A 24,344-nucleotide genomic window follows, 5' to 3' on the forward strand; every position below is an offset into this window, starting at 1 on the left:
GTGTATCAGTCGACATTCATGTATCTGATCCACCGCTTTCGCGAGCAAGCCCGCTCCCACAGGGGATGTGCACTCAGTCACATCCAGACCTGCCCCAGCACAAGGAGGATGTGCGAGACTCACCCCAACAATAAAAAGCTCCTGCGAGAGTGCCCCATGGCCGCACCAGCTCCTGCCTTGTCCCACGAGGCCATCATCCAGGCTTCCTGGTCCCGTTGCCGCGCCTTTGGCTTGAGCCATCAGAGCGTGCCCTCCTTCGAGCCGCTGCCCGCCGAAGGCATCGCCCAGTTGCTGGAAAGCCAGCATTCGCTGGTGCAAACCACCCACCAGGAAGTGCTGCCGTATTACGAGAACATCCTGAGCAATTCCAATTGCCTGATCATGCTGGCCGACAACCAGGGCCAGGTGCTCACCTCGTGGGGCACCCAACGGTTCATCGAGCCGAAACTGGCCCACGGCTTCAGCGCCGGGGCGAGCTGGATGGAGCGCTGCACCGGCACCAACGCTATCGGCACCGCCCTGGCCTGCGAGCAGGCGGTGCACATCGAGCACGATGAACACTTTCTCAAGGCCAACCGCTTCATGACTGGCTCGGCCGCGCCGATCTTCGATGCCGAGCGCAAGGTCATCGCCGTGCTGGACGTCTCCAGCGACAGCTACCTGCCGCCCTCGCACACCCTGGGCATGGTCAAGATGATGAGCCAGACCGTGGAGAACCGGCTGATCCTCAACCTGTTTCGCGGTGAACACTTCCAGCTGACCTTCAATACCGGGTTGAACAACCTCGACAGCCAATGGGCCGGGCTGCTGATTTTCGATGAAACCGGCCAGGTGCTGTCGGCCAACCGCCGGGCCGATAATCTGCTGGGCCTGAGCCTGTCGCGGGTGAGCATCGAAAGCCTGTTCAAGGTCTCGCTGATGGAGTTGCTGAACCAGCCCGACGGCCTGCCGTTCTCGTTGCAGGCATCGGGGCGCAACCGCTTCCAATGCCTGCTCAAGCGCCCCAGCCAGCTGTCGATCAAGCCGCGCGTGTTTGCCGAGCCCGCACCTACACCTACACCTACACCCGTGCCGGTGCCCGCCAGCAACGCCATCAGCCTCAACACCCTGCATTTTGGTGACAGCCGCGTGGAAAAAGCCGTGCGCCAGGCCGAACGTCTGCTGGAAAAAGACATTCCGTTGCTGATCCATGGCGAGACCGGGGTCGGCAAGGAAGTGTTCGTCAAGGCCCTGCACCAGGCCAGCTCGCGCTGCAAGCAAGCGTTCATCGCGGTCAACTGCGCGGCGATCCCCGCCGAGCTGGTGGAATCGGAACTGTTCGGTTACGAAAAAGGCGCCTTCACCGGTGCCAACCAGAAAGGCAGCATCGGCCTGATCCGCAAAGCCGACCACGGCACACTGTTCCTCGACGAGATTGGCGACATGCCCCTGCCGACCCAGGCCCGGCTGCTGCGGGTTTTACAGGAGCGTTGCGTGCAACCGGTGGGCAGCGCCGAGCTGTTCCCGGTGGACATCCGCATCATTTCCGCCACCAACCGCCTGCTCCGTGAACAGGTGCAACTGGGCCGGTTCCGTGAAGACCTGTACTACCGCATCGGCGGCCTGACCCTGGAACTGCCGCCCCTGCGCGAACGCAGCGACAAGCAGGCGCTGTTCAAACGCCTCTGGGAACACCACCGCGAACCGACCCAATGGGCCGGCTTGAGCCGCGAGGTCCTGGACCTGTTCGAACGCCATCCATGGCCGGGCAACCTGCGCCAGGTCAGCAGCGTGCTGCAAGTGGCCCTGGCGATGGCCGAGGAACAACCAATCCGCCCGGAACACCTGCCGGACGACTTCTTTGTCGATCTTGAAATGGAGCCGGTAGACACTCCCGAACCGCTGGCGGTGGACCTGAACGATGCAGAGGATTTGAACAGGCAGTTGCAGGCAGTGGGCGGGAATATTTCGCACCTGGCGCGACGGCTGGGGGTCAGCCGCAATACCCTGTACAAGCGCCTGCGCCAACTTGAAAACTGATACAAAACCTGTGGGAGCGAGCTTGCTCGCGATAGCGTCAGTTCAGCCGACAATGCAGTAACTGACACGCCGTCATCGCGAGCAAGCTCGCTCCCACATAAGGTTCGTCTCACTGACTGGCCAGCGCGTCAGTCGAACGCACCGTTCAGCACTTCATAGATGATGCCGCTGGCGATCGCCACCAGAATCAGATCGGTGCCCACCTGCTGCCATTCATAACCGTCATAGTGCGGCAACCGACCCAGCAGACGTCCGTCCAGCTTCTTGGCGATACCTGGAGGCAACGGCTTGCCGCGGGCGAGGCTTTTCTGGATACCCGGGGGCAGTGCCGGGCCCGGGCGCCAATAGTCACGGTAACCGCCGATCACACCAAGGACACCGCCGCGGTCGATGCTTGGGCCGTCGTGCCAGTCGCCGCCGGGCGGGTTGGCCTTGCCACCCTTGTTGCCCTGCCCGCCCTTACCTCCTTGACCATGACCCTGGCCTTGATCGAATTTAGCGTTTCCCTTGCCGTTGCCCGGGTCCGCCAGGACGGTCGCGGAAGTGGCCACAACGGTAAGGCAGGCGATCACTGCAATCAACGAATGCAATTTGGACATGGTGGTTCTCTCAAGGGCTGATGCACAGTAACTGTAGACGTTCACGGTTACGCCAGCTTCCTGACCGGCCAGATGTTGGTGTACCGACGTCCGGATACGGATGGGTCCGCTTGTATTATCAGTGACTTATTGCTGAGGCATGGTTGAAGGGTCCCTGGCGTTCGAACCTCCATTCGTCGCCTGCAAAGCGTGGCCGGGCCTTGCTCGGCCACGTCTGGCTTAGGGTTTGCAGCAAAGGCCGTAGCAGCCAGGACGACGATATTCTGACGCTGCGGCAACTCAATCATGCTTGGTCAGCCACCGGAGATGTACCGTGTCAACTCTCAATGAAATCGCAGCGAACCACGCGAGAATGGCAAAGGCAAAGGAAGAAGAGTCGATCCGGCTGAGCGAGCTTCATGGGCAGATAGTGGGTGGTTTTGAAGTGGCGTCCGTTGAGGTGAAACAAGCCATGCCGTTGCCCTTTATGATGGCAATGCAAGAACACGGGTTTGGCGAGGGAGCGGCGGCATGACCTGTTGTTCAGGTTGAAGGCTTAGGGATACCGCCCACTTTCAAGCAGTGGGCACTCCCTTCAGATCGCCACAACGAGCAAAGCCGACTCCCGCAACACCAGCCCATCCTAAGTTGACCGTTTGTCGCGCCTGTCATACCTGACAGTTAAAAACTGAATATGAGTCAGGCTACATAAGTAGTTACTCATTCAACTCGTCTGTCGCAAAGCTGACCGCCTAATATCCGGAGTTCATCGACACTTGATTTCAACGTTGAGGTAATACCTCTACGTTTCCTGCGTAGGAAACCGCGCCATGGACTGTCAATTTGAAGAATTGCCTGATCATTCAATTACTGAAGCCAAACTCACGCGCCGCCTGTCTGCACGCATTGGCGCCTTGTTTAGTTCAGTTTCCGAAATGCTGGAAGATGTTGACCTTGATTACTCGGCGATCTCGGCCGGAGACATCCTCCTGGCGCAAGGCTTCCGCTATGAAGTCATGGTCCAGACGGCTGAACCTCATCTGGAGACTGCCGCAGGATTGAAGCTTCGCGTACTTCCCGACGCATCGGAGCGAATGTCCTTGGCGGCATTCGGTGCAGACCCCTCAGGCAACGAGGATTGCTTGCCCGCGTTGCAGAAAGCAGCAAGCGCGGCCAACGAAGCACAAGCGACGCTGGTTGCAAGGGGCCGATTCAAGCTCTTGGATAACGGCCTGGTTGAACTCACCACTGATTGCGATTTCTCCGGCGCCATCTTCGATTGTTCGTCCTGGTCCGGGCGTTTTGTCTTCGCCCGAAAGAACAGCCCACAGACCTATGGACCAGACTCTCCGGTCGTCAGGCTTTTGATGAGTTCTCAGGATCTGGATGTAGGCTCGTCGCGATTCTCGGGCTGGTTCGGCCGTCCGGAAGTCAGTGACAGCTTCGTCATCATCTACACGGAACAGGATTTTTATACCTATCGTTCGGAGACAAAAAAACGGATTGAGTTAAACAGAGTCTACAAAGATGGCGTTGTGTGCTCGCCATTGAGGTACTCCTTGGCGGACGTTAACGTATCCTCCGTCAAAGTGTTTCAAATGGAAGAGCGACGACGCACGGTCAAGGGATTAACGCTGGATATCCGCAACAATGCCGTGTCGAATGAATATGTCCGGGTAAGTACCAGCCTGCTCGATCTGGATGTGCGCTTCATCCAGGATGAAAATATTTATACGCCCCGAAATCCAACCTACATTTATTTTTCTGAATGTTGTCAGGTCAGGGCTCGCACAGAAATGCAGTGGGTCATCCGAAACGCAGACTTCAACTATGCCTATAACTTCCAGCTCAATACCTGCTACGACATTGAAATAACCCCCCATGCCGACGGGGAAGGATGGGGGGCGACCGGTAGCAATCTTTGCCAACGGGTCACCTTCCGAGACGGCGTGCTCAGCCGTGTGGATTTCCATCAGCCATTCATGGAATGGTTGCGATTGCGCAACATGGTGGTAGGCCACAGCGGGATTCTGGTGACGGCGCTCGGCAATCTGGACCTCGACACAGTTACCTTCCATGCTCGTAGCATGGCGCATCGCAGCGACGGGTTTGTAAAAGGAAGAGGCGACACGGGAGGCTTCTGTGATGGCGACCTCTTGATGCGTAACATTACAATCATCAGTCACAGAGCGGTCGGCGACTTGGAGCTTCTCCTACACACGCAAAGCCCTGGCACAGCCAAACCCGTGGGGACCCCGATCGAATATCGATTCTGGCGCAGGATCATCGTCGATGGCCTTCAATATCGATCCCAATTGAATGTGCCGCAACGACTCTGGGTCAGGCCCGGCAAAATTCAATTCGCCGACGCGTCCATTGCAGTATGTGAGGAACTCACCGTCCACAATGCCCATGGCAGCGGTTTGAATGTGGAAGTCAATCTCGATGACAGGCTCCCCTCGAAGCAGTCCCTGTTCGCGCTCAAGCTCGACCTGGAAAACATCGTGGGGGAATCCATTGCTACTCGGGGTAATAACGCAAACTTCCGGGTGATTGCGTCCATCAGAAATTGCCGTGGCGTTGGCCAGGAAGACGGGATCGCCTTCAAGCCACAAGCCCCAGGCGAATACACCATGACCGGCGGTTGCGTCTCAAGAATCAACTGCTCAAGCCCCCAACCTCCCGTTGCGTCTGTCCTGCTCCAAGCGTATGGGGCATTGCTCGTTGAAGCCGACGAGGATCAAGACTGGGTCACTGCCGGACAGAACTGCGATATCCGTTTAATCGATTGCACATTCAGGGTGCCGGTGCAGGACAGGCTTTCGACACTCCTGGGTGCATTGCTGGAGCGCCCGAAATTCTTTATCAACAACAGCAGAAAACTCTGGCCCCTCGGCGAGGACCTGCATGGGAAGCCGGGCAACCTCGAGCTACCTCATCCCCCGCGAGAAGGACAAAGAATCAGACTGGTCATGGGGTACACCAGTAACTCGACTGCAACCGAAGTGGAGTTGCTCATACCCGCAGTGGGAGGACGCACAGTCTTTGCCGGCTTTCATGAGGACGATGAACCAGGCCTGGGTATCCTGCATCGCATAACCGAGACCACTCTCGCCGTATCCGGCGACGTCTGGTTCAGGTACTTGCGTCTTGGATGACGGAAAGCTCGGCGCTGTTCAGTGTCGTGAGTGAAGACCTTCCACAATTGTCTGGCGCAAATCGTTAAGCCCAGCGGTCTACCTTGTTGTCGCCTGGCGATCCCAGGCCTTATACAAGGAACGAGGCAATGACTGATAACTTGAGCAACCGCGGCCCCCAGGACCGGAACCGTATTAATACTTCCGAAGAGTGGGAATTGAAGTACTGGACGAAGGAGTTCAGGGTCACTGAAGACCAGTTAAAGGCGGCGGTGAAGGCGGTTGGGCCGATGGTGGTGGATGTTCGCAAGCACCTTGGTCAATGAGGGTTGCGAGCCCTACGCATGACGTGGGGCTCCTTATTGGCGGGCAGCGTCCCCTGAATAGAAAAAATGAATTATTGCTCAAAGCGCTCGGTCAAGAATTATGAACGTAGTAATCTGACGAGGTAACAGCAATGACTATCGAAGCAGAGACACTCGTAGAACTGACCGAGGCACTTCAGGATCGTGGGATGGTAATGGTGTCTGAGGTAGCATTTATTCGCGCTCCCTACCGACATAACCATCGGTGGATCTGTAGCGTGGAATAAGCACTATGCTGGGGGCACGCCTCATCCGCTCCCAGCCCTCGCTTAGACGGAAAGCTATCGAGGGCCGCGGAACTGATGATTTGTATTGCCACTTACGACAGACGCAAAGTATTTTTTAAATGCCTCTTCGAATACAGCTGAAGCAGGAAACACACTGACTGAAATCTCGACGAAGCTGAACTGATAAATTCTATTCAACACATCACAGATTTTTATCATATATTTTGCCGGATGATCTTCATCGATCCCTGTAGGCGTGTATCCATCCAAATAGATTTGATGGCAGCTGTTTCGCAAAGTACGCATTTGCATACTCCCCACCAGATGCATTGCGGTAATCACCCAGCGCTGTATTCCGATCGATTCCTTATAACCGCCATGGGAAAAGCCACCCAAAGCGTTATAGGTGCTTTCCCAAGCTCCCAGGCACTCCCCGGTACCTATAATTGAGAACGGTTTGGTCAAGTCCCTGTTGCTGGGAAAAATATCGTCGTAGAGCTTTGTGCCGTTGTAGAAAACAACTTCAAGATCACGCTCCACCTGTTGAAGCAGCTCGTCAAAATGTTTTTTGTGGGAGGTTAGTTCATTGAACCTAGTCGCGTTGCGGCTTTGGGTCGCCGCCTCCTTCGAAATTTTCGCACTCTGCCAAGCAGCGACCGCCGCTGCAAATGTCCCTATCGCGGAAACCATTGCTACAAAATCCGTCATGCTCAGGCTGCCGGGAACGACTTTAAAGAAAATACCCCCGGCGATGAACAGCCCCAAGCTCACGCACCACACCACCCAATCAGGCCCCTCCTGCATTCTTCTACTCATCCAGATTCCGTAAAAACCGACTGCTCCGTAACTCCCGCGAGACTACGCAAATTTCAGCGCCACGGATACTTTACTTCAGGTGCGTCGTTGCTCCGCGTTCGCGCTGAGTGCAAGAACCTGTTCCGGAAAGCTGCACCAGCGAACCGTCAAGACATTCGCTACGATGTCCGTGTGCAGCCATCAAAGTTGAGAATCTGGCGCCGATAACACAAAGCAAAGCGAGACAGGGCATGAGTACACTGGAAAAGGCTATATCCATCGCGGCACAGGCCCACGAAGGGCAGATCGATAAAGGTGGCTCGCCCTACATCCTACATCCGTTGAGAGTCATGTTGCGCCTGACGAGTGACGAAGAGCGAATGGCGGCGGTGTTGCATGACGTGGTCGAAGATACCAAGGTGTCGCTCGCCGACCTGCGCAATGCGGGCTTCGGCGAAGCCGTCCTGGCCGCTATTGAATCGCTGACCAAACGCGAAGGCGAGACTTACCAGGCCTTTATTGAACGCGCTGCACGTGATCCGCTGGCCCGTCGGGTAAAGTTGGCTGACCTTGCGGAGAACAGTGATTTGACGCGGATTGAGTGTCCGAGCCAGGAAGACGTGGAGCGGGTCGAGAAATATCGCAAGGCCAGCGAATACCTGGCGAGGCTGGAACAGCTCGACTACAACGGACAAGTCCCGATAACCGAATAGTCCGGCCTGGAAGATACGATTTCGACCGCCCAACCCTTGGCAAAAACCAATTCGTTCTGCTCGACGAGAGCGTTGATTTCCGGGCAGAGCTTTTTGGCGTCTGCTGCAGAGCCGTCTATGACAATGTTGACCGTCCGGCTCTTGGCCGAGAACTCCGAAGCCTGGGTCAAGGCATCGAGGCCATCGAGTATTTTGCAGAGCGTTGATGCGCTCTCTTCAGACTCGTCCACCCCGCTGCTGTGGGCAGCCTGAACAGTCAATACGCTCACCAGACATAACGCGCACGCCACTAACTTGCTTGTCACTTTCGTGCTCCTTGTTCAGCGCAGGAAACCGGTTCATGGTCGGGGTATGGCTGACGGCTCAGTCCCGAGCCGGGTCACTGGCAAAGGCCGTATACGGCAAGAACAACGTATCGGCGACAATGCTGAACGGCAGGTCGATCACCGCCAGCGGTACCAAGGCGCGGAAAATGCCGGCGTTTTCGTCCGTTGCGGCCTTGATCAGCTCAATATCGCTCGAGGATCCACAATAGGGATGGGGGCCGCAGCGCGGGCGCTCGTCGAAGGTTTCGGAGAGTGTGGAGCAGCCTGTCAATGACACAACGGCCAGGGAGGCCAGGAAAAACTTCATGCGGTGGCTCCGAAATCACTATGCACTGATCTTACCGTCGTGCCGTTGGTATTTAACACCCGCCATAGCTCGTAACCTTGTCCACGTACCCGTGAATGAACCAATCCGGTATTTCTTCTTCATGGAACTGGAGTTCCGTCCCATCGGTAACTTCGGCCAGCAGAACGGATTGCTCCCTGGAGTTATCGAAAATATAAGCACGATCCGAAGCAGCGATAGCGACAGGAAGAAGCTCAACCGAGCGGTAATAACGTTCAACAATTTTTTCTTGCGCCACGTCGTGGCCACCATCGTCGACACGGTTCGCAACCCGGTTGATATTGATTTCTGGAGACTCGGTCGCGACAAAATATAGATATGTTCTGTAGCCATTGGCTTGTGCCAGCTGCATGAACTCAACTTTGTCCTTAAAAGACATTACGGTTTCAAATGTAAAACTGACCTTCTGGGCAAGCAGATTGTGCCTAATGAAGTCAGACATCACAGAAGCATAATAGGAGCTTACCTGGACGCCACGAAAATCTACGCGCTGATCGTCTAGAGCTATCAGGCCTGCATGACCTTGTTGCCCTGCTTTCTGAAGTAGCGGGTGACCAGCAAAGAACCCTTGCAAAGCCTTTAGAGTCGTTGTGACGTCGAATTGAGCAAGATCAACGAAACCGGAAGCTCTGGCCTCCTTCTCTATCTCGTCAGCGTTTACATACGTGCCAATGAGGTTGGCGGGAATCTGCTCTTTGATCGTGCTCTTGCCGGACCCATTAGGGCCTGCAAACACTCGTAACCTAGGCACTGGCATTAATACGACGCACCTTGACGACTTCTCCGACAGTCACCTTGCGACGAGGCTTGGCCTCGCCAACCACCCGTACACTGCCGTCAGCCTTCGACTCAACTATCTGGTTACCTTCAACCTTGAGCACCACATGTCCAGCCGCAAGGGCGCGGAAGAACGCCGCATGAGTGGCTCCTGCTGCCACATCCGGAATCTGCATCTCCAGATTCCGGATGGCTTGCTCTGAAAGAGGTTTTTTTACAGTCTCAGTCATAAAATCTTCCCTCCAAGTATCCATCATTCTCATAACACGAATGAGCTTCTAAAGGGCTGCCGCGTTCCTCCCCATGGCTCAGAAAAAAAGACCTGAGAGTATTGCCTCAACCACAGCATGATACAGGCTAACGAGACCACTGTTGTACTTTTGCAGTTCCCATGAAACGGGCGACTCAGAAGCCGCCCGTCTCAGTTATTCCGCCGCCTGCGCCCGCAGCCGCCTTCCGATCACGTCCATCACGTCACATCCATCACGCAACGATGTCGTTAGCAATTTACAAAAATCGGTGAGTACCACGGTGTCTGAACTGATGTCCGAACGAAACGCGATATTTTCCAGGACCTGAGTGACGGTACGGATACGGTAATCGGCCGTTTCGAAAAGGACATCAAGGGGCGCTTCGGTGTCGATGAGCAGTGCTGCGGGAGTGATGTCGATGCCGGTGATGGGCATGTATCGGTTCATGGCTGGTACCTCGCTGAATTGAAGGAAAGGCCTGCTTCATTCAATCGAGTCGCCAAACCCGAGTTACCATCAGGGCGACGGAAGAACTATAGGGCTGATAAATCGAATACCACAAGACACCTGTTTCCGAGGATTGCATAAGAGATTTCAGCAACGGCAAGTCGACCATAGTGGACAGTCAGGACTGGCAGTGTTCCATCCCCGCTTCAATGAAGAACCCTACGGCTCTCCCCGATCCTGATCCTGTCGAGCGCTCTGTTTAAAGCATCCAAGGCGTCCAGCAAGGCTTTCGCCTCCGCTTCCCGACCGTCGCCCCAGAGGCGTTCAGCCATTTTGTTGAGTGCCTGGATAGAGCGCTCAATGTCAGCAGCGGTCACCGCTGTGCTTTCCTGGAGTTTCCTGGCCATTGATTAATTCTTCTTCGGGGCGTTGCTGCATCCGTTTCAACGAGATACGCCGCAGAAAGTAATCTGGACGATGTGAAACAAAGAAGCCCAGCACAGGGCTGGGCTCGTCCAACCGACAATATCTACCTCCAATAGAAGCGCCGCAAGACCATGCGTTACTCCGCTTTTGCGCTTTTGATATCACTGATGATTTGCTGAGAAATCGCCTGGACCTGCTTTTGGGTCATCGCCGACATGACCCCCTCCCAAGCAGACGACGTCGTGTCATAGGTCCGGGTGCCAATCAGGCGACCAGATTTCAAGTCCGAATAATCTGCACTGGAGTTGACCCACGCGTTTCCGACCATGACCCCAGCCCCGTAACGTGCGCCCGGCGACAGGTAACGGAAATTGGTCACGTTGATCTTGATACCGACACCCTCTTTACCCTGTGGGCCCGGTGCCCCGGTTTCCGCAAGGTTGTAACCGGCACGGGTTGCTTCCGCTCGCAGAGCTTCATTCCATTCCTGCTTCAAACGAGGCCAGTCCTCGTTTTGTTCAACCTTGCCGGTTCCCTGGAAGTTGACCACCAGGTTCTGCTTGGCCGACTCATGAATGACCAGCGCTTCGGTTCCGCCGCTTTTCACGGAGGCAGCGCATCCACTTAGCATCAAGATGGCAATAGCGCAGGACAGTGAAGTCGAAAGCTTGGATGGGTTCATCGAATTTCCATATTCAGAAATGGGTTTAAAGAGGTGAGGCCTTTGGGCAGGTAGCAGCCTTTCGAGACTGCTTCTTGGTCCACAGAAGACGACCGTTGATTCTACTCTCAGACCATGACTCGGTAACCAAAGAGCAGTTGCCGCTCAGGTTCTCAACAAACGTCCTTGGATAGCCCTCAGGCGCATCTCCCCCCATACGCATCCAATTTGGATCCGTCGAGGTCACTGATTGATAAGGCATGCAGGCAACCAGTGAGACCAATGAGAGTGCCAAAATTACCTTTTTCATATAAGCCTCAATCAATTTGGCAACGCTCCCGCGACGAGTGTACTTCCCTGACTGAGCCCCCCACCAGAATGCCCATTCGCTGCCTCCATCCATGACCCGTTGCCTCCTCCGAACCGCTGGCGAATGAAGGCCCAGAGGTCAGCGGCTTTGATGGCCCGGGTGATGGCGGCAATGAGCGAGCCGCCGAACGTCCCCAGCAGGAACCCGACGCCCGCAACACTGCGCGGCTCGACCACGCCAAAGTAGGAACTGATGAGACCGGTCAGGTAGTGGGCGCAGACTGCACCCGAGAAAATGAAAATGGCAAGCGGAAGACTTCACCAGCGTAGATGTTTGCAAGGCGGCAATTTCGGTCGAGATGGGTCTACCAAGACAATGAAAACGCCAGGCGAGTCCCTGATCCCTCTGCACAAGGGGAGAATCAGAGACCCGATTAAGTGCTGGATGGCGTTGATGGAGGTTCCGAAGCTGCCGGGGCATCAAGCGCTAGCCGCTGCTCCCTTTTCGCCTCAATCTTTTCTACGATGACTGCACGATGCTTTTCAGTGTGGGCCAGAAAAGCGGCCCTTGGTAGCACCAGCCGTACAGGTGCTGGCAGAAGCTCGAAAGCTTTCTCCGCAACAAGCATGAAAACCTCATCATCCTTTATTCGGTCATGCGTTACAGTGAGCATGCCATCAACCAACACGCGCTCGATCTGCGGCCAGCTCTCTTCCAAATACTTGAAAGCTGAATTCGCGCCCTCTCCGACCGAGTCAAGAACTGCGTCCTTTGCCGAGACGACTTTCTCGCTAACTGTTTCGGACAACGCCTTTGCCTTGCCGGCCAGGAAACCAAACATATCCATCCGCTCCATGAATGCACGATAAAAGTCTATCGACATTTTGGGAGCGTTCTTTAGGAAAACTCAGGGGTACGACAATCCGGTTCACTTGAAAATCACCATGGGAGCTGCGTTGCGCGAGGTGGTTGGTGAGCGCCTTCGCTCGCCGATCATGTCGCCGTACTTGATCCACTACAAGCCAAAGGCCCGGCGTCGGGAGCAGATTGATGCGAAAGACCACTGGACATCGGTGACGCCTGACTACCTGACCAAGGAGTTCAGCAAGGCACGGGACGCAGCCCAGGCCTACGACCATGTCCCGGCCGGTGAGCGCCCCACTTTTCACGAGATCCGCCCTTTGGGCGCATGGCTCTATGAGCAACAAAATTTCCCAATGGAGTACATCCAGGCCTTGATGGGCCACTCGGACGAGAAGATGACCAAGCACTACCAGGAGGAGCATGGAGATAAGACGATTGAATACGTCGAGGTGTGCGCCGAATTGGCGTTCTGAGGTGGGGGTTTTGCAAAAGTTTTGCAAATGGCAGAAAGCAAAAAGGGGCTACCGTTTCCGGTAACCCCTCTAGACCGCCCAGCAGAGCGGATTTTGTTTGGTAGGCGCGATTGGACTCGAACCAACGACCCCCACCATGTCAAGGTGGTGCTCTAACCAACTGAGCTACGTGCCTGCTGTGAGGCGGCATTCTACGGAATTCCAAAGGGGTGTCAACACCTTTTTTTCACCTAACCCTATGAATATGCAAAATATTTAATTTCACCCGCCGGGCGAAGATTTGCCGGTGGCTGGCGGGCGATTTTTATCTCGGGTAGGATCTGCGCATTCGTAAAAAATATAAAACAGAGGTTGCAGAATGGCGAACACTCCCTACCCAGCGTCTTATTACGCCGCGTCGGCCAACCCGGCTCCGTCACGCCCGGCCCTGCAGGATGAAGTCGAGACCGATGTGTGTGTGATCGGTGCGGGTTACACCGGCCTGTCCTCTGCCCTGTTTTTGCTGGAGAACGGTTTCAAGGTCACGGTCCTTGAAGCCGCCAAGGTCGGTTTTGGCGCATCGGGTCGCAACGGCGGGCAGATCGTTAACAGTTATAGCCGCGACATCGATGTGATCGAGCGCAGCGTCGGGCCTGCGCAGGCGCAGTTGCTGGGTAAAATGGCCTTCGAGGGCGGCCGGATCATTCGCGAGCGGGTGGCGAAGTATCAGATTCAGTGCGATTTGAAAGATGGTGGTGTATTCGCCGCACTCACCACCAAGCAAATGGGGCATCTGGAGTCCCAGAAGCGCCTATGGGAGCGTTTCGGTCACACACAGTTGGAGTTGATGGATCAGCGCCGTATTCGCGAAGTGGTGGCTTGTGAAGAGTATGTCGGCGGGATGCTGGACATGAGCGGCGGGCATATCCATCCGCTCAACCTGGCGTTGGGCGAAGCGGCGGCGGTGGAGTCCTTGGGCGGGGTGATTCATGAGCAGTCGCCGGCCGTTCGCATTGAGCGCGGCGCCAATCCGGTTGTGCACACGCCCCAGGGCAAGGTCAGGGCCAAATTCATTATCGTGGCGGGCAACGCCTACCTCGGTAATCTGGTGCCGGAATTGGCAGCCAAGTCCATGCCGTGCGGCACGCAAGTCATTACTACAGAACCGTTGGGTGATGAACTGGCGCACAGCTTGCTGCCCCAGGATTACTGCGTCGAAGATTGCAACTACCTGCTCGACTACTACCGGCTGACAGGCGACAAACGCCTGATCTTCGGCGGTGGCGTGGTGTATGGCGCGAGGGATCCGGCGAACATCGAGGCGATCATCCGGCCGAAGATGCTCAAGGCGTTCCCGCAGCTCAAGGATGTGAAGATCGACTACGCCTGGACCGGAAATTTCCTACTGACGTTGTCGCGCCTTCCTCAAGTGGGGCGCCTGGGGGACAACATCTATTACTCCCAGGGTTGCAGCGGCCATGGCGTGACGTATACGCACCTGGCGGGCAAGGTCCTGGCGGAGGCACTTCGTGGTCAGGCTGAGCGTTTTGATGCGTTTGCGGACCTGCCCCATTACCCGTTCCCGGGCGGCCAGTTGTTGCGCACGCCGTTTGCGGCGATGGGGGCCTGGTATTACGGGTTGCGGGATCGGCTAGGGTTCTGAGACCCCGCCCCGAGCGCTTCGTGGATCTGGAAAGGGGCTGCTTCGCAGCCCAGCGGGAGCAAGCTCCCTCGCCACGGCGATTGTTCCTACACTCGAGATCATTATGCCGAAAACAAAAAACCCCGGTCTTTCGACCAGGGTCTTTGCTATCGATTGGAAGATGCCTACGGCTTTCTTCTTAGCTTCAAGGCGTTCAGTGGGCCTCGAAGCAGATATGGCGCAGCGGACGGGACTCGAACCCGCGACCCCCGGCGTGACAGGCCGGTATTCTAACCGACTGAACTACCGCTGCGTATCGCTGTGGACTTGCGTCCATTTAACTCGTCTGACCTTGACCCTTGGGTCTTGATCTCGAACCAGGCAAACCTGCTTCGCAAAATATGGCGCAGCGGACGGGACTCGAACCCGCGACCCCCGGCGTGACAGGCCGGTATTCTAACCGACTGAACTACCGCTGCGCGTCGGTGGAGGCTTTTGACAGCTTCCGTCCTGCTTTCGCAAGACTCTCGTAAAACATGGTGGGTGATGACGGGATCGAACCGCCGACATTCTGCTTGTAAGGCAGACGCTCTCCCGGCTGAGCTAATCACCCTTTGCTTCGTTGAGGCCGCGAAATTTACGCAGGTAACGAAGCTAAGTCAATAGCAGGGTTGAAGTTTTTTCAAAACAGTTTCAACCAGTTTCACTCGTAAATCATTTTCTTGGTCATGCCGCCGTCTACCACGAACTCCTGACCCGTGACGAAACCGGCGTTGCGCGACAACAGCCACGCCACCATCGCCGCTACGTCCTCCACCGTACCGACCCTCCCCGCAGGATGCTGGGCGTGGTCGGCGTCGGTCAGTGGCTCGGCGCGGCGCTGGGACGGGTCCCGGGCGTCAATCCAACCTGGGCTGACGGCGTTGACCCGGATCTCCGGACCAAGGCTGATCGCCAAGGCGTGGGTCAGGGCCAGCAAACCACCCTTGCTCGCCGCATAGGCTTCGGTATCAGGCTCCGATTGGCCGGCGCGGGTCGAGGCCAGGTTGACGATGGCGCCGTTGTGAGCGCGCAGGTACGGCGCACAGTGCTTGGCCAGCAGCATCGGCCCGCCCAGGTTTACCGCCAGGACCCGATTCCAGTAGGCCAGGTCCAGGCTTTCCAGGGTGATGTTGTGCGGGTCGGCGATGGCCGCGTTGCACACCAGCGCGTCAAGCCGCCCGAACTGTCCGAGCACCTCGGCGATACCGGTAGCGACCTGCGCCTCGTCCGCGACGTCCATGGCGATGAACCAGGCGTTATCACCCAAGGTTTTCGCCACCTTGGAACCGCGTTCGCGGTCCAGGTCGGTCAACACCACCTGCCAGCCTTCGCAGATCAACCAGGCGGCGATGCCCAGGCCAATGCCGCGTGCGGCGCCCGTAACCAGGGCAACCCGGCCATGAGTGCCGCTGGGCGGCGTAGCCAGCTCGATCACAAAGCCGCCAACCCACGGGCCAGGTCGGCTTGCAGGTCGGCCACGTCTTCCAGGCCGACCGCAACACGGATCAGGCTGTCACGAATGCCCGCAGCTTCACGCTCCTGGGGCGACAGACGGCCGTGGGAGGTGGTGCTCGGGTGGGTAATGGTAGTCTTGCTGTCACCCAGGTTGGCAGTGATGGAGATCAGCCGTGTCGCGTCGATGAAGCGCCAGGCACCCTCCTTGCCCCCTTTGACTTCAAAGCTCACCACTGCGCCAAAGCCGCGCTGCTGGCGCACGGCCAGGTCATGTTGCGGATGACTCTTGAGGCCGGCGTAATGCACCTTCTCGATGCCGTCCTGCTGTTCCAGCCACTCGGCCACGGCCTGGGCGTTGGCGCAATGGGCTTTCATCCGCAGGCCGAGGGTTTCCAGACCCTTGAGGAAGATCCAGGCGTTGAACGGGCTGAGGGTCGGCCCGGCGGTACGCAGGAAGCCCACCACTTCTTTCATCTGCTCGCCACGACCGGCCACCACGCCGCCCATGCAACGACCCTGGCCGTCGATGAACTTGGTTGCCGAATGCACCACCACGTCCGCCCCCAGCTTCAAGGGCTGCTGCAGCGCAGGCGTGCAGAAGCAGTTATCCACCACCAGCATGGCACCCTTGGCGTGAGCGATTTCCGCCAGCGCGGCAATGTCCACCAGTTCAGCCAGGGGGTTGGAAGGCGATTCGACAAACAGCAGCTTGGTGTTGGCCTTGATCGCCGCATCCCAACCGGACAAATCCGCCAGGGGCACGTAGTCGACTTCGACACCGAAGCGCTTGAGGTACTTTTCGAAAAGGCTGATGGTCGAGCCGAAGACGCTGCGCGACACCAGCACGTGGTCACCGCCACTGCACAGGCTCATGACTACAGCCATGATCGCGGCCATGCCGGTGGCAGTCGCCACTGCCTGCTCGGCGCCTTCCAGGGCCGCGATGCGCTCCTCGAAAGCCCGGACGGTCGGGTTGGTGTAGCGCGAGTAGACGTTGCCCGGCACTTCTCCAGCAAACCTCGCCGCCGCATCGGCTGCGGTGCGGAACACGTAGCTGGAGGTAAAGAACATCGGATCGCCGTGCTCGGCTTCCGGCGTGCGGTGCTGGCCGGCGCGAACCGCCAGGGTATCGAACGCTACGCCTTCAAGGTCGCTGTCCAGCCGACCGGCATCCCAATCCTGACTCATGCTGCCACTCCTTCAATCGGTTAAACGCAAACCGGCCCCTCAGGGCCGGTTCGTCTATCAGTTGTTGTACAGATCGATGATCGCACTGACCGCCTGAGTCTTGACCTTGGACGCATCGTTACGTGCGTTCTCGATCTTGTTCAGGTAGGCCTCGTCGATGTCGCCGGTGACGTACTTGCCGTCGAATACGGCGCAGTCGAATTGCTCGATCTTGATCTTGCCGCCGCCAACCGCTTCGATCAGGTCCGGCAGGTCCTGATAGATCAACCAGTCGGCGCCGATCAGGTCGGCCACGTCCTGGGTGCTGCGGTTGTGAGCGATCAGTTCATGGGCACTTGGCATATCGATGCCGTAGACGTTCGGGTAACGCACGGCTGGGGCCGCGGAGCAGAAATACACGTTCTTGGCGCCGGCTTCACGGGCCATCTGGATGATCTGCTTGCAGGTGGTGCCACGGACGATGGAGTCGTCCACCAGCATCACGTTCTTGCCGCGGAACTCCAGCTCGATGGCGTTGAGCTTCTGGCGTACGGATTTTTTCCGTGCCGCTTGGCCCGGCATGATAAAGGTACGGCCGATGTAGCGGTTCTTGACGAAACCTTCGCGGAACTTGACGCCCAGATGGTTAGCCAGTTCCAGGGCCGCGGTGCGGCTGGTATCCGGGATCGGGATGACCACGTCGATGTCGTGGTCCGGACGCTCGCGCAGGATCTTCTCGGCCAGCTTCTCGCCCATGCGCAGGCGAGCCTTGTATACCGAAATGCCGTCGATGATCGAATCCGGACGCGCCAGGTAGACGTGCTCGAAGATGCACGGGGTCAGGCTCGGGTTGGTCGCGCACTGACGGGTGTGCAGCTTGCCGTCTTCGGTGATGTACACCGCTTCGCCTGGCGCCAGGTCGCGGATCAGGGTAAAGCCCAGCACGTCCAGGGACACGCTTTCGGAGGCGATCATGTACTCGACGCCTTCGTCAGTGTGACGCTGGCCGAACACGATCGGACGGATGCCATGGGGGTCGCGGAAACCGACGATGCCGTAGCCGGTGATCATCGCCACCACCGAGTAGCCGCCCACGCAACGGTTGTGCACGTCGGTCACGGCGGCAAACACGTCTTCTTCGGTAGGCTGCAGCTTGCCGCGCTGGGCCAGTTCATGGGCGAACACGTTGAGCATCACTTCCGAGTCGGAACTGGTGTTGACGTGACGCAGGTCCGATTCGTAGATTTCCTTGGCCAACTGCTCGACGTTGGTCAGGTTGCCGTTGTGCGCCAGGGTGATGCCGTACGGCGAGTTGACGTAGAACGGCTGGGCCTCCGCCGACGTCGAGCTGCCCGCAGTCGGGTAGCGCACATGGCCGATGCCCATGTGGCCGACCAGGCGCTGCATGTGACGCTGGTGGAACACGTCACGTACCAGGCCGTTGTCCTTGCGCAGGAATAACCGGCCATCATGGCTGGTCACGATACCGGCAGCGTCCTGGCCGCGGTGCTGGAGCACGGTTAGCGCGTCATACAGCGCCTGATTGACGTTCGACTTACCGACGATACCGACGATGCCACACATGCGACGCAACCCCTACTTAATGGATCTGAACTGAACAACCCTTACTGCGGCGTTTTGGCCATCGGCAAGAGCTGTTCCTTGAACGGTATTTCAGCGGGTACGCTGATACCGCTGGCAAGCCACTGACTGCTCCAACCCAGGATCAGGTTCTTGGACCAGTCTGCGACCAATAGAAATTTTGGCACGAGCCGGGACTCCTGCCACCACGTATCCTGCTGCACCGGCCCCAGGCTCAACAGCCCGACAGCCACGACCACCAGCAACGCGCCACGCGCGGCGCCAAAGGCCATGCCCAGGAACCGGTCCGTCCCGGAAAGCCCGGTGACGCGAATCAGTTCGCCGATCAGATAATTGATCATGGCGCCAACCAGCAAGGTGGCGACGAAAAGGATGGCACAGCCCGCGATCACGCGAGCCGACGGGGTTTCGATGTATCCGGCGAGGTACTGGGACAGCGAGCCACCAAACATCCAGGCTACGACTCCCGCGATGATCCAGGTCAGCAGCGAGAGGGCTTCCTTGACGAAGCCGCGGCTCAGACTGATCAATGCGGAGATGGCGACGATCGCAACGATCGCCCAGTCAACCCAGGTAAATGGCACGGTGCAGCCTACGGACGGATGAGGCGGCGCATTTTAGCAGAGCGCAGGGCTGTCGGTAAGCTGCGTGTTTGAAATCAGATAAATCGCCGTTAACCGCGCTCGGGCTGGAAGCGCACCACAAAACCCTTGAGGTTCTGCTGGCGACCCAGCAGATCACGCAGGCGGTCGGCTTCGGCGCGCTCGATCAACGGGCCGACGAAGACCCGGTTCTTGCCGTCTGCGGAGCGGATATAGGCGTTGTAGCCTTGGCTGCGCAAGGTTTTCTGCAGGTTTTCGGCACTTTCACGACTGGTCAGGCTCGCCAGTTGCACCGACCAACTGACCGACAGACCATTGGCATCCACCCGACTCTGGGTCGTGTCCGGCTTGCTGGGCGCAGCGGTGATCGGCTGGGTCGGGGCCGGCTTGACCGCCGGAGCGGCCGGAACAGGCGTCGGCGCGACAGCCGGTTTGGTCGGCGCAGCCGGAGCATTGGCCACGGGCGCAGAGGGTGCAGGCGCAATCGGCGTCGACGGCGCAGCAGGCTGCCCGGCCAGCTCTTCGTCACTCGGCACAGGCTCTTGAGGCAACTCCTGCGGTTCAGGCACCGCTACCGGCTGGACCTGCACCGGCGCAACCGCCGGCGCCTGGGGCGCTGCTGGCGCATCGACGGTGACCTGGCGCTGCTCATCCTGACGGGAAAACAGCATCGGCAAGAAAATCACCGCCAGGGCCACCAATACCAGGGCCCCGACCATGCGCTGCTTGTACGCCTTATCCAGCAATGCCATCTGCCGCTTCCTCCGTGGTGTGCCGGGCCAGCCATTGAAGGGCCTCGGCAACACAAAAAAATGATCCGAACAGCAGAATTTCGTCCTCGGCCGTCGCCTGGGCGGCCTGCCCTTCCAGCGCGGCCGCCACGCTGCCATAGGCTTGTACGACGGCACCGTGGCGCTGCAAGGCCTCCTGCAACTGCGTCGCCGTACGTGAGCGCGGCGAATCCAGCGGTGTGACCGCCCACTGTTGGACACTAGCATCCAACGCGGCGACAACGCCATCCAGATCCTTGTCCGACAGCAAGCCGAACACCGCCAGACGTCGACCTGTCACCGGCCGCCGCGCCAAGCGCTCGGCCAGGTACTGAGCCGCATGGGGATTGTGGCCGACATCCAGCAGCAGGTTCACACGCTTGCCTTGCCAGTCGAACTGCCGGCGGTCGAGGCGACCGACAATGCGCGTCGCCTGCAGAGCCTCGATGATCTGCCTGGCATCCCACGGCAGCCCCAGCAGCAGATAGGCCTGAAGCGCCAGCGCAGCGTTTTCCATCGGCAGGTCCAGCAGCGGCAGGTCGCGCAACTCCACTGGATTACCCTGGGCATCGCTGCCACGCCATTGCCAATGCTGCTCGGTCATTGCCAGGTCGAAATCCCGACCGCGCAGAAAGAACGGGCAGCTCAGTTCGCGAACCTTGTCCAGCAATGGCTGGGGTGGATTGAGGTCGCCACAGAGTGCGGGCGCGCCCTGGCGAAAGATACCGGCCTTCTCGAAGGCCACGGATTCGCGGGTGTCGCCCAGGTAGTCGGCATGGTCCACGCCGATACTGGTGACCAGCGCGATGTCCGCATCCACCAGGTTGACCGTGTCCAGCCGCCCGCCCAGGCCGACTTCCAGCACGACAGCATCAAGACCGGCCCGGGCAAACAGCCAGAACGCCGCCAGGGTGCCCATCTCGAAGTAAGTCAGGGATATATCGCCACGCCCGGCTTCTACCGCGGCAAAAGCTTCGCACAGCGCGGCGTCAGAGGCTTCGACGCCATTGACCTGCACCCGCTCGTTGTAGCGCAGCAGGTGCGGCGAACTGTAGACGCCGACAGTCAGCCCCTGGGCCCGCAGCAGCGAGGCCACGAAGGCGCAGGTCGAACCCTTGCCGTTGGTGCCGGTGACGGTGATGACCCGGGGCGCCGGCTTGGCCAGTCCCATGCGGGACGCTACCGCTTGTGAGCGCTCCAGCCCCATGTCGATGGCCGAAGGATGCAACTGCTCAAGGTAGGCGAGCCAGTCGCCCAGGGTGCGTTGGGTCATAGCCCGGCAGGGACCGGTGGAACCACGATCGGCTCGATCGGCGCCGCGACGAAGGTCGGCGTCGGCAGGCCCATCAGTTGCGCCAGCAGGTTACCCAGGCGCGGACGCAGCTCACGACGGTCGATGATCAGGTCAATCGCGCCGTGCTCCAGCAGGAACTCGCTGCGCTGGAAGCCTTCCGGCAGTTTCTCGCGCACGGTCTGCTCGATCACTCGCGGACCGGCGAAGCCGATCAGGGCTTTCGGCTCGCCGACGATCACGTCGCCCAGCATCGCCAGGCTGGCGGAAACACCACCGTAGACCGGGTCGGTCAGTACCGAAATGAACGGAATACCTTCTTCACGCAGACGCGCCAGCACCGCAGAGGTCTTGGCCATTTGCATCAGGGAGATCAGTGCTTCCTGCATCCGCGCGCCGCCGGAAGCAGCGAAGCAGATCATCGGGCAACGGTTTTCCAGGGCATGGTTGGCGGCACGAACGAAGCGCTCGCCGACGATAGCCCCCATGGAACCGCCCATGAACGAGAATTCGAACGCCGAGACCACCACCGGCATGCCCAGCAGGGTGCCGCTCATGGACACCAGGGCGTCCTTTTCACCGGTCTGCTTCTGGGCAGCGGTCAGGCGATCCTTGTATTTCTTGCCGTCGCGGAATTTCAGACGATCCACCGGCTCCAGGTCGGCACCCAGCTCCACGCGGCCTTCAGCGTCCAGGAAGATATCGATACGGGCACGCGCGCCGATGCGCATGTGGTGGTTGCACTTGGGGCAAACGTCCAGGGTCTTTTCCAGCTCCGGGCGGTACAGCACCGCTTCGCAGGATGGACATTTGTGCCACAGACCTTCAGGCACCGAGCTTTTCTTCACCTCGGAACGCATGATCGAAGGGATCAGTTTGTCTACCAACCAGTTGCTCATGCTTTCTTTCTCCAGTACCGGCGGCCCGAACGCTCTGGTTCGCGGCCCCGCGTATGCCCTTGAGCTAAATTCATTTGTGCGGCGAGGTTCCAGAGGCCGCCACGGTCAGCGCGAAACATGACCTGCGTGCAGCCAATCGACCTCAGCCATCCCGACAACCGCTGCACTGCGGTTGCCCCAACGCTATTGGCCCGCCCGAAGACGGTGCCTGCCTGCTTTGTACAGTGCAGGTATGGACGGCGGCAGTCTGCCAGCCGTCACATTGACGACTGGCAGCTGCGCACAGCCGCCATGAACGCGCGAATCTTTGCTGGATCCTTGATGCCCTTGCCCTGCTCCACCCCACCGCTCACGTCCACCGCGTAAGGGCGAACCTGACGAATAGCCCCGGCGACGTTGTCCGCCGTCAGGCCACCGGCCAGGATGATCGGTTTGCTCAGGCCCTGGGGCACCAACGACCAGTCGAACGCTTCGCCGGTACCGCCGGGAACGCCTTCTACGTAGGTATCGAGCAAAATGCCGCTGGCGCCGACAAAGGCGTCACAACGGGCGGCGATGTCATCCCCGGCCTTGACCCGCAATGCCTTGATGTACGGACGATGCCAGCCTTCACAATCGGCGGGCGTCTCGTCGCCATGAAACTGCAACAGGGCCAGCGGCACCGCATCGAGTATCTCGCCCAGTTCGCAACGACTGGCGTCGACGAACAGGCCTACCGGGGTCACGAACGGCGGCAAGGCCTGGATGATCGCCCTCGCCTGCTGCACCGTCACCGCCCTTGGGCTCTTGGCGTAGAACACCAGCCCGATGGCGTCGGCCCCGGCCTCGACCGCCGCCAACGCGTCCTCGACGCGGGTGATCCCGCAAATCTTGCTGCGAACGGCCGACATGTCGTGAAAACTCCAAGGCAAATCCGTGAAAGTCCCGGATGGTAGCAAATGCTGCGCAGGGCGTCAGCCGTCGAGTTCGGAGAAGCCCGTGAGGAAATGTGGCCCGATGTAACGCTGCGGCAACTCGAATTCATCGCGGTATTCGACCTGCACCAGGTACAGGCCGAATGGATGCGCGGTCACGCCGCCGGAGCGCCGGACCCGACTGTCGAGCACGTCCTTGATCCACTCCACCGGTCGCTCACCGGCGCCAATGGTCATCAACACACCCGCGATATTGCGCACCATGTGGTGCAGGAAGGCACTGGCGCGGATGTCCAGCACGATCATCTTGCCGTGACGGGTCACGCGCAGGTGATGCAGCTCCTTGATCGGCGATTTGGCCTGGCACTGCCCGGCACGAAAGGCACTGAAATCATGCACGCCGACCAGGTACTGCGCGGCCTCGGCCATGCGCTCGACGTCTAGCGGGCGGTGGTTCCAGGTGATTTCTTCGTTCAGGTGCGCCGGGCGGATCTGATCGTTGTAGATCACGTAGCGATAACGCCGGGCGATGGCCTTGAAGCGCGCATGGAAATGCGCCGGCATCACCTTGGCCCAACTGACACTGACATCATGGGGCAGGTTGATATTGGCGCCCATGACCCAGGCTTTCATCGAGCGCTCGGCCTGGGTGTCGAAGTGAACCACCTGGCCGCAGGCGTGCACGCCGGCATCGGTCCGGCCGGCGCAATGCAACGACACGGGTGAGTCGGCGACTTTGGACAGTGCGTTTTCCAGGGTTTCCTGCACGGTCAATACGCCGGAAGCCTGGCGCTGCCAGCCGCGATAGCGCGAGCCTTTGTATTCAATGCCCAAGGCGATCCGGGAAAAGCCTTCGGCCGCCATTTCGGCGGCCGGGTTGTCTATGTTTGCCAAGGAATTACAGCCTGCTGAGGTACGCAAAGGCGGGCATTATAAGGCCGCAGGTTTGGGATGCCAGTGCAACTGTCGATACAGTGGTGAACAGGCTGGCGTCATCGCGAGCAGGCTCGCTCCCACAGGGGCAGCGGCGGATGCGGGATTGGCGTTCCCCATGTGGGAGCGGGCTTGCTCGCGAAGACGGCAGCACAGTCAATATTGATGTCGCCTGACACGACGCTTTCGCGAGCAAGCCCGCTCTCACAGGGGCCGGGGTAAACACAGAACCTGCAACACCGAAAATCCCATGTGGGAGCGAGCCTGCTCGCGATGAGGCCCGCCCAGGCGCCAACCACCTTTCGCCTAAAAAAAAACGGCAGCCTCACCGGC

26 protein-coding genes, 4 tRNA genes and 1 pseudogene are annotated in these 24,344 nt (G+C 58.8%); 7 read left to right on the forward strand and 24 right to left on the reverse strand.

Annotated features, from left to right (window positions below; translation table 11 throughout):
• Window positions 1–156 precede the first annotated feature (156 nt).
• Window positions 157–2,019: a sigma-54-dependent Fis family transcriptional regulator gene (locus RGM2987_RS18105; RefSeq protein ID WP_245143869.1), complete on the forward strand. Its 1,863-nt coding sequence runs from the start codon at window positions 157–159 to the stop codon at window positions 2,017–2,019.
• Window positions 2,020–2,147: 128 nt separating this feature from the next.
• On the opposite strand, the gene RGM2987_RS18110 is transcribed toward RGM2987_RS18105, so the two are convergent.
• Entirely contained in the window at window positions 2,148–2,618 is a 471-nt protein-coding gene (locus tag RGM2987_RS18110) for an anti-virulence regulator CigR family protein (RefSeq protein ID WP_245143873.1), read from the reverse strand.
• A gap of 313 nt (window positions 2,619–2,931) precedes the next feature.
• Between RGM2987_RS18110 and RGM2987_RS18115 the strand changes: the two genes are divergently transcribed.
• The 3 genes from RGM2987_RS18115 to RGM2987_RS18125 all read left to right on the forward strand — a co-directional run bounded on the left by RGM2987_RS18115 (window position 2,932) and on the right by RGM2987_RS18125 (window position 6,060).
• Complete coding sequence (locus tag RGM2987_RS18115; protein WP_245143877.1) at window positions 2,932–3,132, forward strand: hypothetical protein; 201 nt, start codon at window positions 2,932–2,934, stop codon at window positions 3,130–3,132.
• 295 nt (window positions 3,133–3,427) lie between these two features.
• On the forward strand, window positions 3,428–5,755 hold the full coding sequence (locus tag RGM2987_RS18120) for a hypothetical protein (protein WP_245143879.1): 2,328 nt from the start codon (window positions 3,428–3,430) through the stop codon (window positions 5,753–5,755).
• 128 nt (window positions 5,756–5,883) lie between these two features.
• Window positions 5,884–6,060 (forward strand): DUF3606 domain-containing protein, encoded by a 177-nt coding sequence (locus RGM2987_RS18125; protein ID WP_245143880.1) that lies wholly within the window; start codon window positions 5,884–5,886, stop codon window positions 6,058–6,060.
• Window positions 6,061–6,380: 320 nt separating this feature from the next.
• Here RGM2987_RS18125 and RGM2987_RS18130 read toward each other — a convergent pair whose 3' ends face one another.
• The gene (locus RGM2987_RS18130) at window positions 6,381–7,142 is read right to left on the reverse strand and encodes a hypothetical protein (RefSeq protein WP_245143881.1); all 762 of its coding nucleotides are present in this window, start codon (window positions 7,140–7,142) and stop codon (window positions 6,381–6,383) included.
• Window positions 7,143–7,372: 230 nt separating this feature from the next.
• Here RGM2987_RS18130 and RGM2987_RS18135 point away from each other — a divergent pair, with 230 nt between their 5' ends.
• On the forward strand, window positions 7,373–7,834 hold the full coding sequence (locus tag RGM2987_RS18135) for an HD domain-containing protein (protein WP_245143882.1): 462 nt from the start codon (window positions 7,373–7,375) through the stop codon (window positions 7,832–7,834).
• Here the strand turns inward: RGM2987_RS18135 and RGM2987_RS18140 are convergent.
• The 9 genes and pseudogenes from RGM2987_RS18140 to RGM2987_RS18180 all read right to left on the reverse strand — a co-directional run bounded on the left by RGM2987_RS18140 (window position 7,804) and on the right by RGM2987_RS18180 (window position 12,261).
• Complete coding sequence (locus RGM2987_RS18140) at window positions 7,804–8,139, reverse strand: hypothetical protein (protein ID WP_245143883.1); 336 nt, start codon at window positions 8,137–8,139, stop codon at window positions 7,804–7,806. The two genes, RGM2987_RS18135 and RGM2987_RS18140, sit on opposite strands and share 31 nt — an antisense overlap.
• 58 nt (window positions 8,140–8,197) lie before the next feature.
• Entirely contained in the window at window positions 8,198–8,467 is a 270-nt protein-coding gene (locus RGM2987_RS18145) for a YceK/YidQ family lipoprotein (protein ID WP_245143885.1), read from the reverse strand.
• 52 nt (window positions 8,468–8,519) lie between these two features.
• Window positions 8,520–9,263 (reverse strand): zeta toxin family protein, encoded by a 744-nt coding sequence (locus RGM2987_RS18150; protein WP_245143886.1) that lies wholly within the window; start codon window positions 9,261–9,263, stop codon window positions 8,520–8,522.
• Complete coding sequence (locus RGM2987_RS18155; RefSeq protein ID WP_245143887.1) at window positions 9,250–9,513, reverse strand: hypothetical protein; 264 nt, start codon at window positions 9,511–9,513, stop codon at window positions 9,250–9,252. Before RGM2987_RS18155 ends, RGM2987_RS18150 begins: the two co-directional genes overlap by 14 nt.
• Before the next feature lie 195 nt (window positions 9,514–9,708).
• The gene (locus RGM2987_RS18160) at window positions 9,709–9,981 is read right to left on the reverse strand and encodes a hypothetical protein (protein WP_245143888.1); all 273 of its coding nucleotides are present in this window, start codon (window positions 9,979–9,981) and stop codon (window positions 9,709–9,711) included.
• 206 nt (window positions 9,982–10,187) lie between these two features.
• Window positions 10,188–10,388 (reverse strand): hypothetical protein, encoded by a 201-nt coding sequence (locus RGM2987_RS18165; RefSeq protein ID WP_245143889.1) that lies wholly within the window; start codon window positions 10,386–10,388, stop codon window positions 10,188–10,190.
• Between the two features lie 155 nt (window positions 10,389–10,543).
• The gene (locus tag RGM2987_RS18170) at window positions 10,544–11,089 is read right to left on the reverse strand and encodes a hypothetical protein (protein ID WP_245143891.1); all 546 of its coding nucleotides are present in this window, start codon (window positions 11,087–11,089) and stop codon (window positions 10,544–10,546) included.
• A 387-nt stretch (window positions 11,090–11,476) separates the two neighbouring features.
• Window positions 11,477–11,680 (reverse strand): annotated as a pseudogene (locus RGM2987_RS18175) (MFS transporter); the annotation flags it as partial.
• A gap of 131 nt (window positions 11,681–11,811) precedes the next feature.
• Window positions 11,812–12,261 carry a hypothetical protein gene (locus tag RGM2987_RS18180; protein ID WP_245143893.1) on the reverse strand — a complete coding sequence of 150 codons (450 nt, stop codon included), beginning with the start codon at window positions 12,259–12,261 and terminating at the stop codon, window positions 11,812–11,814.
• A 49-nt stretch (window positions 12,262–12,310) separates the two neighbouring features.
• On the opposite strand from RGM2987_RS18180, the gene RGM2987_RS18185 reads away from it, so the two are divergent.
• Window positions 12,311–12,715: a tyrosine-type recombinase/integrase gene (locus tag RGM2987_RS18185; RefSeq protein WP_245143895.1), complete on the forward strand. Its 405-nt coding sequence runs from the start codon at window positions 12,311–12,313 to the stop codon at window positions 12,713–12,715.
• Between the two features lie 98 nt (window positions 12,716–12,813).
• Here RGM2987_RS18185 and RGM2987_RS18190 read toward each other — a convergent pair.
• A tRNA-Val gene (locus RGM2987_RS18190) sits at window positions 12,814–12,890 on the reverse strand.
• A gap of 183 nt (window positions 12,891–13,073) precedes the next feature.
• Here RGM2987_RS18190 and RGM2987_RS18195 point away from each other — a divergent pair.
• Window positions 13,074–14,357, forward strand: a complete 1,284-nt coding sequence (locus tag RGM2987_RS18195; protein ID WP_245143898.1) for an FAD-binding oxidoreductase — start codon at window positions 13,074–13,076, stop codon at window positions 14,355–14,357.
• A 215-nt stretch (window positions 14,358–14,572) separates the two neighbouring features.
• On the opposite strand, the gene RGM2987_RS18200 is transcribed toward RGM2987_RS18195, so the two are convergent.
• The 12 genes from RGM2987_RS18200 to truA all read right to left on the reverse strand — a co-directional run bounded on the left by RGM2987_RS18200 (window position 14,573) and on the right by truA (window position 23,942).
• Window positions 14,573–14,649, reverse strand: a tRNA-Asp gene (locus tag RGM2987_RS18200).
• Window positions 14,650–14,738: 89 nt separating this feature from the next.
• A tRNA-Asp gene (locus tag RGM2987_RS18205) sits at window positions 14,739–14,815 on the reverse strand.
• A 58-nt stretch (window positions 14,816–14,873) separates the two neighbouring features.
• Window positions 14,874–14,949 (reverse strand) — tRNA-Val (locus tag RGM2987_RS18210).
• Window positions 14,950–15,039: 90 nt separating this feature from the next.
• Window positions 15,040–15,813: an SDR family oxidoreductase gene (locus RGM2987_RS18215; RefSeq protein WP_245143900.1), complete on the reverse strand. Its 774-nt coding sequence runs from the start codon at window positions 15,811–15,813 to the stop codon at window positions 15,040–15,042.
• Entirely contained in the window at window positions 15,810–17,021 is a 1,212-nt protein-coding gene (locus RGM2987_RS18220; protein WP_245143903.1) for an O-succinylhomoserine sulfhydrylase, read from the reverse strand. Before RGM2987_RS18220 ends, RGM2987_RS18215 begins: the two co-directional genes overlap by 4 nt.
• Before the next feature lie 57 nt (window positions 17,022–17,078).
• Window positions 17,079–18,584: an amidophosphoribosyltransferase gene (gene purF, locus RGM2987_RS18225; RefSeq protein ID WP_245143905.1), complete on the reverse strand. Its 1,506-nt coding sequence runs from the start codon at window positions 18,582–18,584 to the stop codon at window positions 17,079–17,081.
• 41 nt (window positions 18,585–18,625) lie between these two features.
• On the reverse strand, window positions 18,626–19,186 hold the full coding sequence (locus tag RGM2987_RS18230) for a CvpA family protein (protein WP_245143907.1): 561 nt from the start codon (window positions 19,184–19,186) through the stop codon (window positions 18,626–18,628).
• Between the two features lie 89 nt (window positions 19,187–19,275).
• On the reverse strand, window positions 19,276–19,956 hold the full coding sequence (locus tag RGM2987_RS18235; RefSeq protein ID WP_245143909.1) for an SPOR domain-containing protein: 681 nt from the start codon (window positions 19,954–19,956) through the stop codon (window positions 19,276–19,278).
• A complete protein-coding gene (gene folC, locus RGM2987_RS18240; protein ID WP_245143912.1) occupies window positions 19,940–21,247 on the reverse strand; it encodes a bifunctional tetrahydrofolate synthase/dihydrofolate synthase in 1,308 nt (435 codons plus the stop codon). Before folC ends, RGM2987_RS18235 begins: the two co-directional genes overlap by 17 nt.
• Window positions 21,244–22,164: an acetyl-CoA carboxylase, carboxyltransferase subunit beta gene (gene accD / locus RGM2987_RS18245; RefSeq protein ID WP_245143914.1), complete on the reverse strand. Its 921-nt coding sequence runs from the start codon at window positions 22,162–22,164 to the stop codon at window positions 21,244–21,246. The genes folC and accD overlap by 4 nt, the downstream gene beginning before the upstream one ends.
• 257 nt (window positions 22,165–22,421) lie before the next feature.
• Window positions 22,422–23,054, reverse strand: a complete 633-nt coding sequence (locus RGM2987_RS18250; RefSeq protein ID WP_245143917.1) for a phosphoribosylanthranilate isomerase — start codon at window positions 23,052–23,054, stop codon at window positions 22,422–22,424.
• A gap of 63 nt (window positions 23,055–23,117) precedes the next feature.
• The gene (gene truA, locus RGM2987_RS18255) at window positions 23,118–23,942 is read right to left on the reverse strand and encodes a tRNA pseudouridine(38-40) synthase TruA (RefSeq protein ID WP_245144009.1); all 825 of its coding nucleotides are present in this window, start codon (window positions 23,940–23,942) and stop codon (window positions 23,118–23,120) included.
• Window positions 23,943–24,344 lie beyond the last annotated feature (402 nt).

It is taken from the genome of Pseudomonas sp. RGM2987 (assembly GCF_022952855.1).
Classification (GTDB): Bacteria; Pseudomonadota; Gammaproteobacteria; order Pseudomonadales; family Pseudomonadaceae; genus Aquipseudomonas.

What these genes read in the sequence shown, in the direction of transcription:
- RGM2987_RS18105 (WP_245143869.1), top strand. Translation starts at nt 157, where the DNA reads ATGGCCGCACCAGCTCCTGCCTTGTCCCACGAGGCCATCATCCAGGCT.
- RGM2987_RS18195 (WP_245143898.1), top strand. Translation starts at nt 13,074, where the DNA reads ATGGCGAACACTCCCTACCCAGCGTCTTATTACGCCGCGTCGGCCAAC.
- folC (WP_245143912.1), bottom strand. Translation starts at nt 21,247, where the DNA reads ATGACCCAACGCACCCTGGGCGACTGGCTCGCCTACCTTGAGCAGTTG.
- RGM2987_RS18130 (WP_245143881.1), bottom strand. Translation starts at nt 7,142, where the DNA reads ATGAGTAGAAGAATGCAGGAGGGGCCTGATTGGGTGGTGTGGTGCGTG.
- RGM2987_RS18150 (WP_245143886.1), bottom strand. Translation starts at nt 9,263, where the DNA reads ATGCCAGTGCCTAGGTTACGAGTGTTTGCAGGCCCTAATGGGTCCGGC.
- RGM2987_RS18120 (WP_245143879.1), top strand. Translation starts at nt 3,428, where the DNA reads ATGGACTGTCAATTTGAAGAATTGCCTGATCATTCAATTACTGAAGCC.
- RGM2987_RS18145 (WP_245143885.1), bottom strand. Translation starts at nt 8,467, where the DNA reads ATGAAGTTTTTCCTGGCCTCCCTGGCCGTTGTGTCATTGACAGGCTGC.
- RGM2987_RS18135 (WP_245143882.1), top strand. Translation starts at nt 7,373, where the DNA reads ATGAGTACACTGGAAAAGGCTATATCCATCGCGGCACAGGCCCACGAA.
- RGM2987_RS18155 (WP_245143887.1), bottom strand. Translation starts at nt 9,513, where the DNA reads ATGACTGAGACTGTAAAAAAACCTCTTTCAGAGCAAGCCATCCGGAAT.
- accD (WP_245143914.1), bottom strand. Translation starts at nt 22,164, where the DNA reads ATGAGCAACTGGTTGGTAGACAAACTGATCCCTTCGATCATGCGTTCC.
- RGM2987_RS18160 (WP_245143888.1), bottom strand. Translation starts at nt 9,981, where the DNA reads ATGAACCGATACATGCCCATCACCGGCATCGACATCACTCCCGCAGCA.
- purF (WP_245143905.1), bottom strand. Translation starts at nt 18,584, where the DNA reads ATGTGTGGCATCGTCGGTATCGTCGGTAAGTCGAACGTCAATCAGGCG.
- RGM2987_RS18165 (WP_245143889.1), bottom strand. Translation starts at nt 10,388, where the DNA reads ATGGCCAGGAAACTCCAGGAAAGCACAGCGGTGACCGCTGCTGACATT.
- RGM2987_RS18250 (WP_245143917.1), bottom strand. Translation starts at nt 23,054, where the DNA reads ATGTCGGCCGTTCGCAGCAAGATTTGCGGGATCACCCGCGTCGAGGAC.
- RGM2987_RS18110 (WP_245143873.1), bottom strand. Translation starts at nt 2,618, where the DNA reads ATGTCCAAATTGCATTCGTTGATTGCAGTGATCGCCTGCCTTACCGTT.
- RGM2987_RS18180 (WP_245143893.1), bottom strand. Translation starts at nt 12,261, where the DNA reads ATGTCGATAGACTTTTATCGTGCATTCATGGAGCGGATGGATATGTTT.
- truA (WP_245144009.1), bottom strand. Translation starts at nt 23,942, where the DNA reads ATGGCGGCCGAAGGCTTTTCCCGGATCGCCTTGGGCATTGAATACAAA.
- RGM2987_RS18170 (WP_245143891.1), bottom strand. Translation starts at nt 11,089, where the DNA reads ATGAACCCATCCAAGCTTTCGACTTCACTGTCCTGCGCTATTGCCATC.
- RGM2987_RS18235 (WP_245143909.1), bottom strand. Translation starts at nt 19,956, where the DNA reads ATGGCATTGCTGGATAAGGCGTACAAGCAGCGCATGGTCGGGGCCCTG.
- RGM2987_RS18220 (WP_245143903.1), bottom strand. Translation starts at nt 17,021, where the DNA reads ATGAGTCAGGATTGGGATGCCGGTCGGCTGGACAGCGACCTTGAAGGC.
- RGM2987_RS18125 (WP_245143880.1), top strand. Translation starts at nt 5,884, where the DNA reads ATGACTGATAACTTGAGCAACCGCGGCCCCCAGGACCGGAACCGTATT.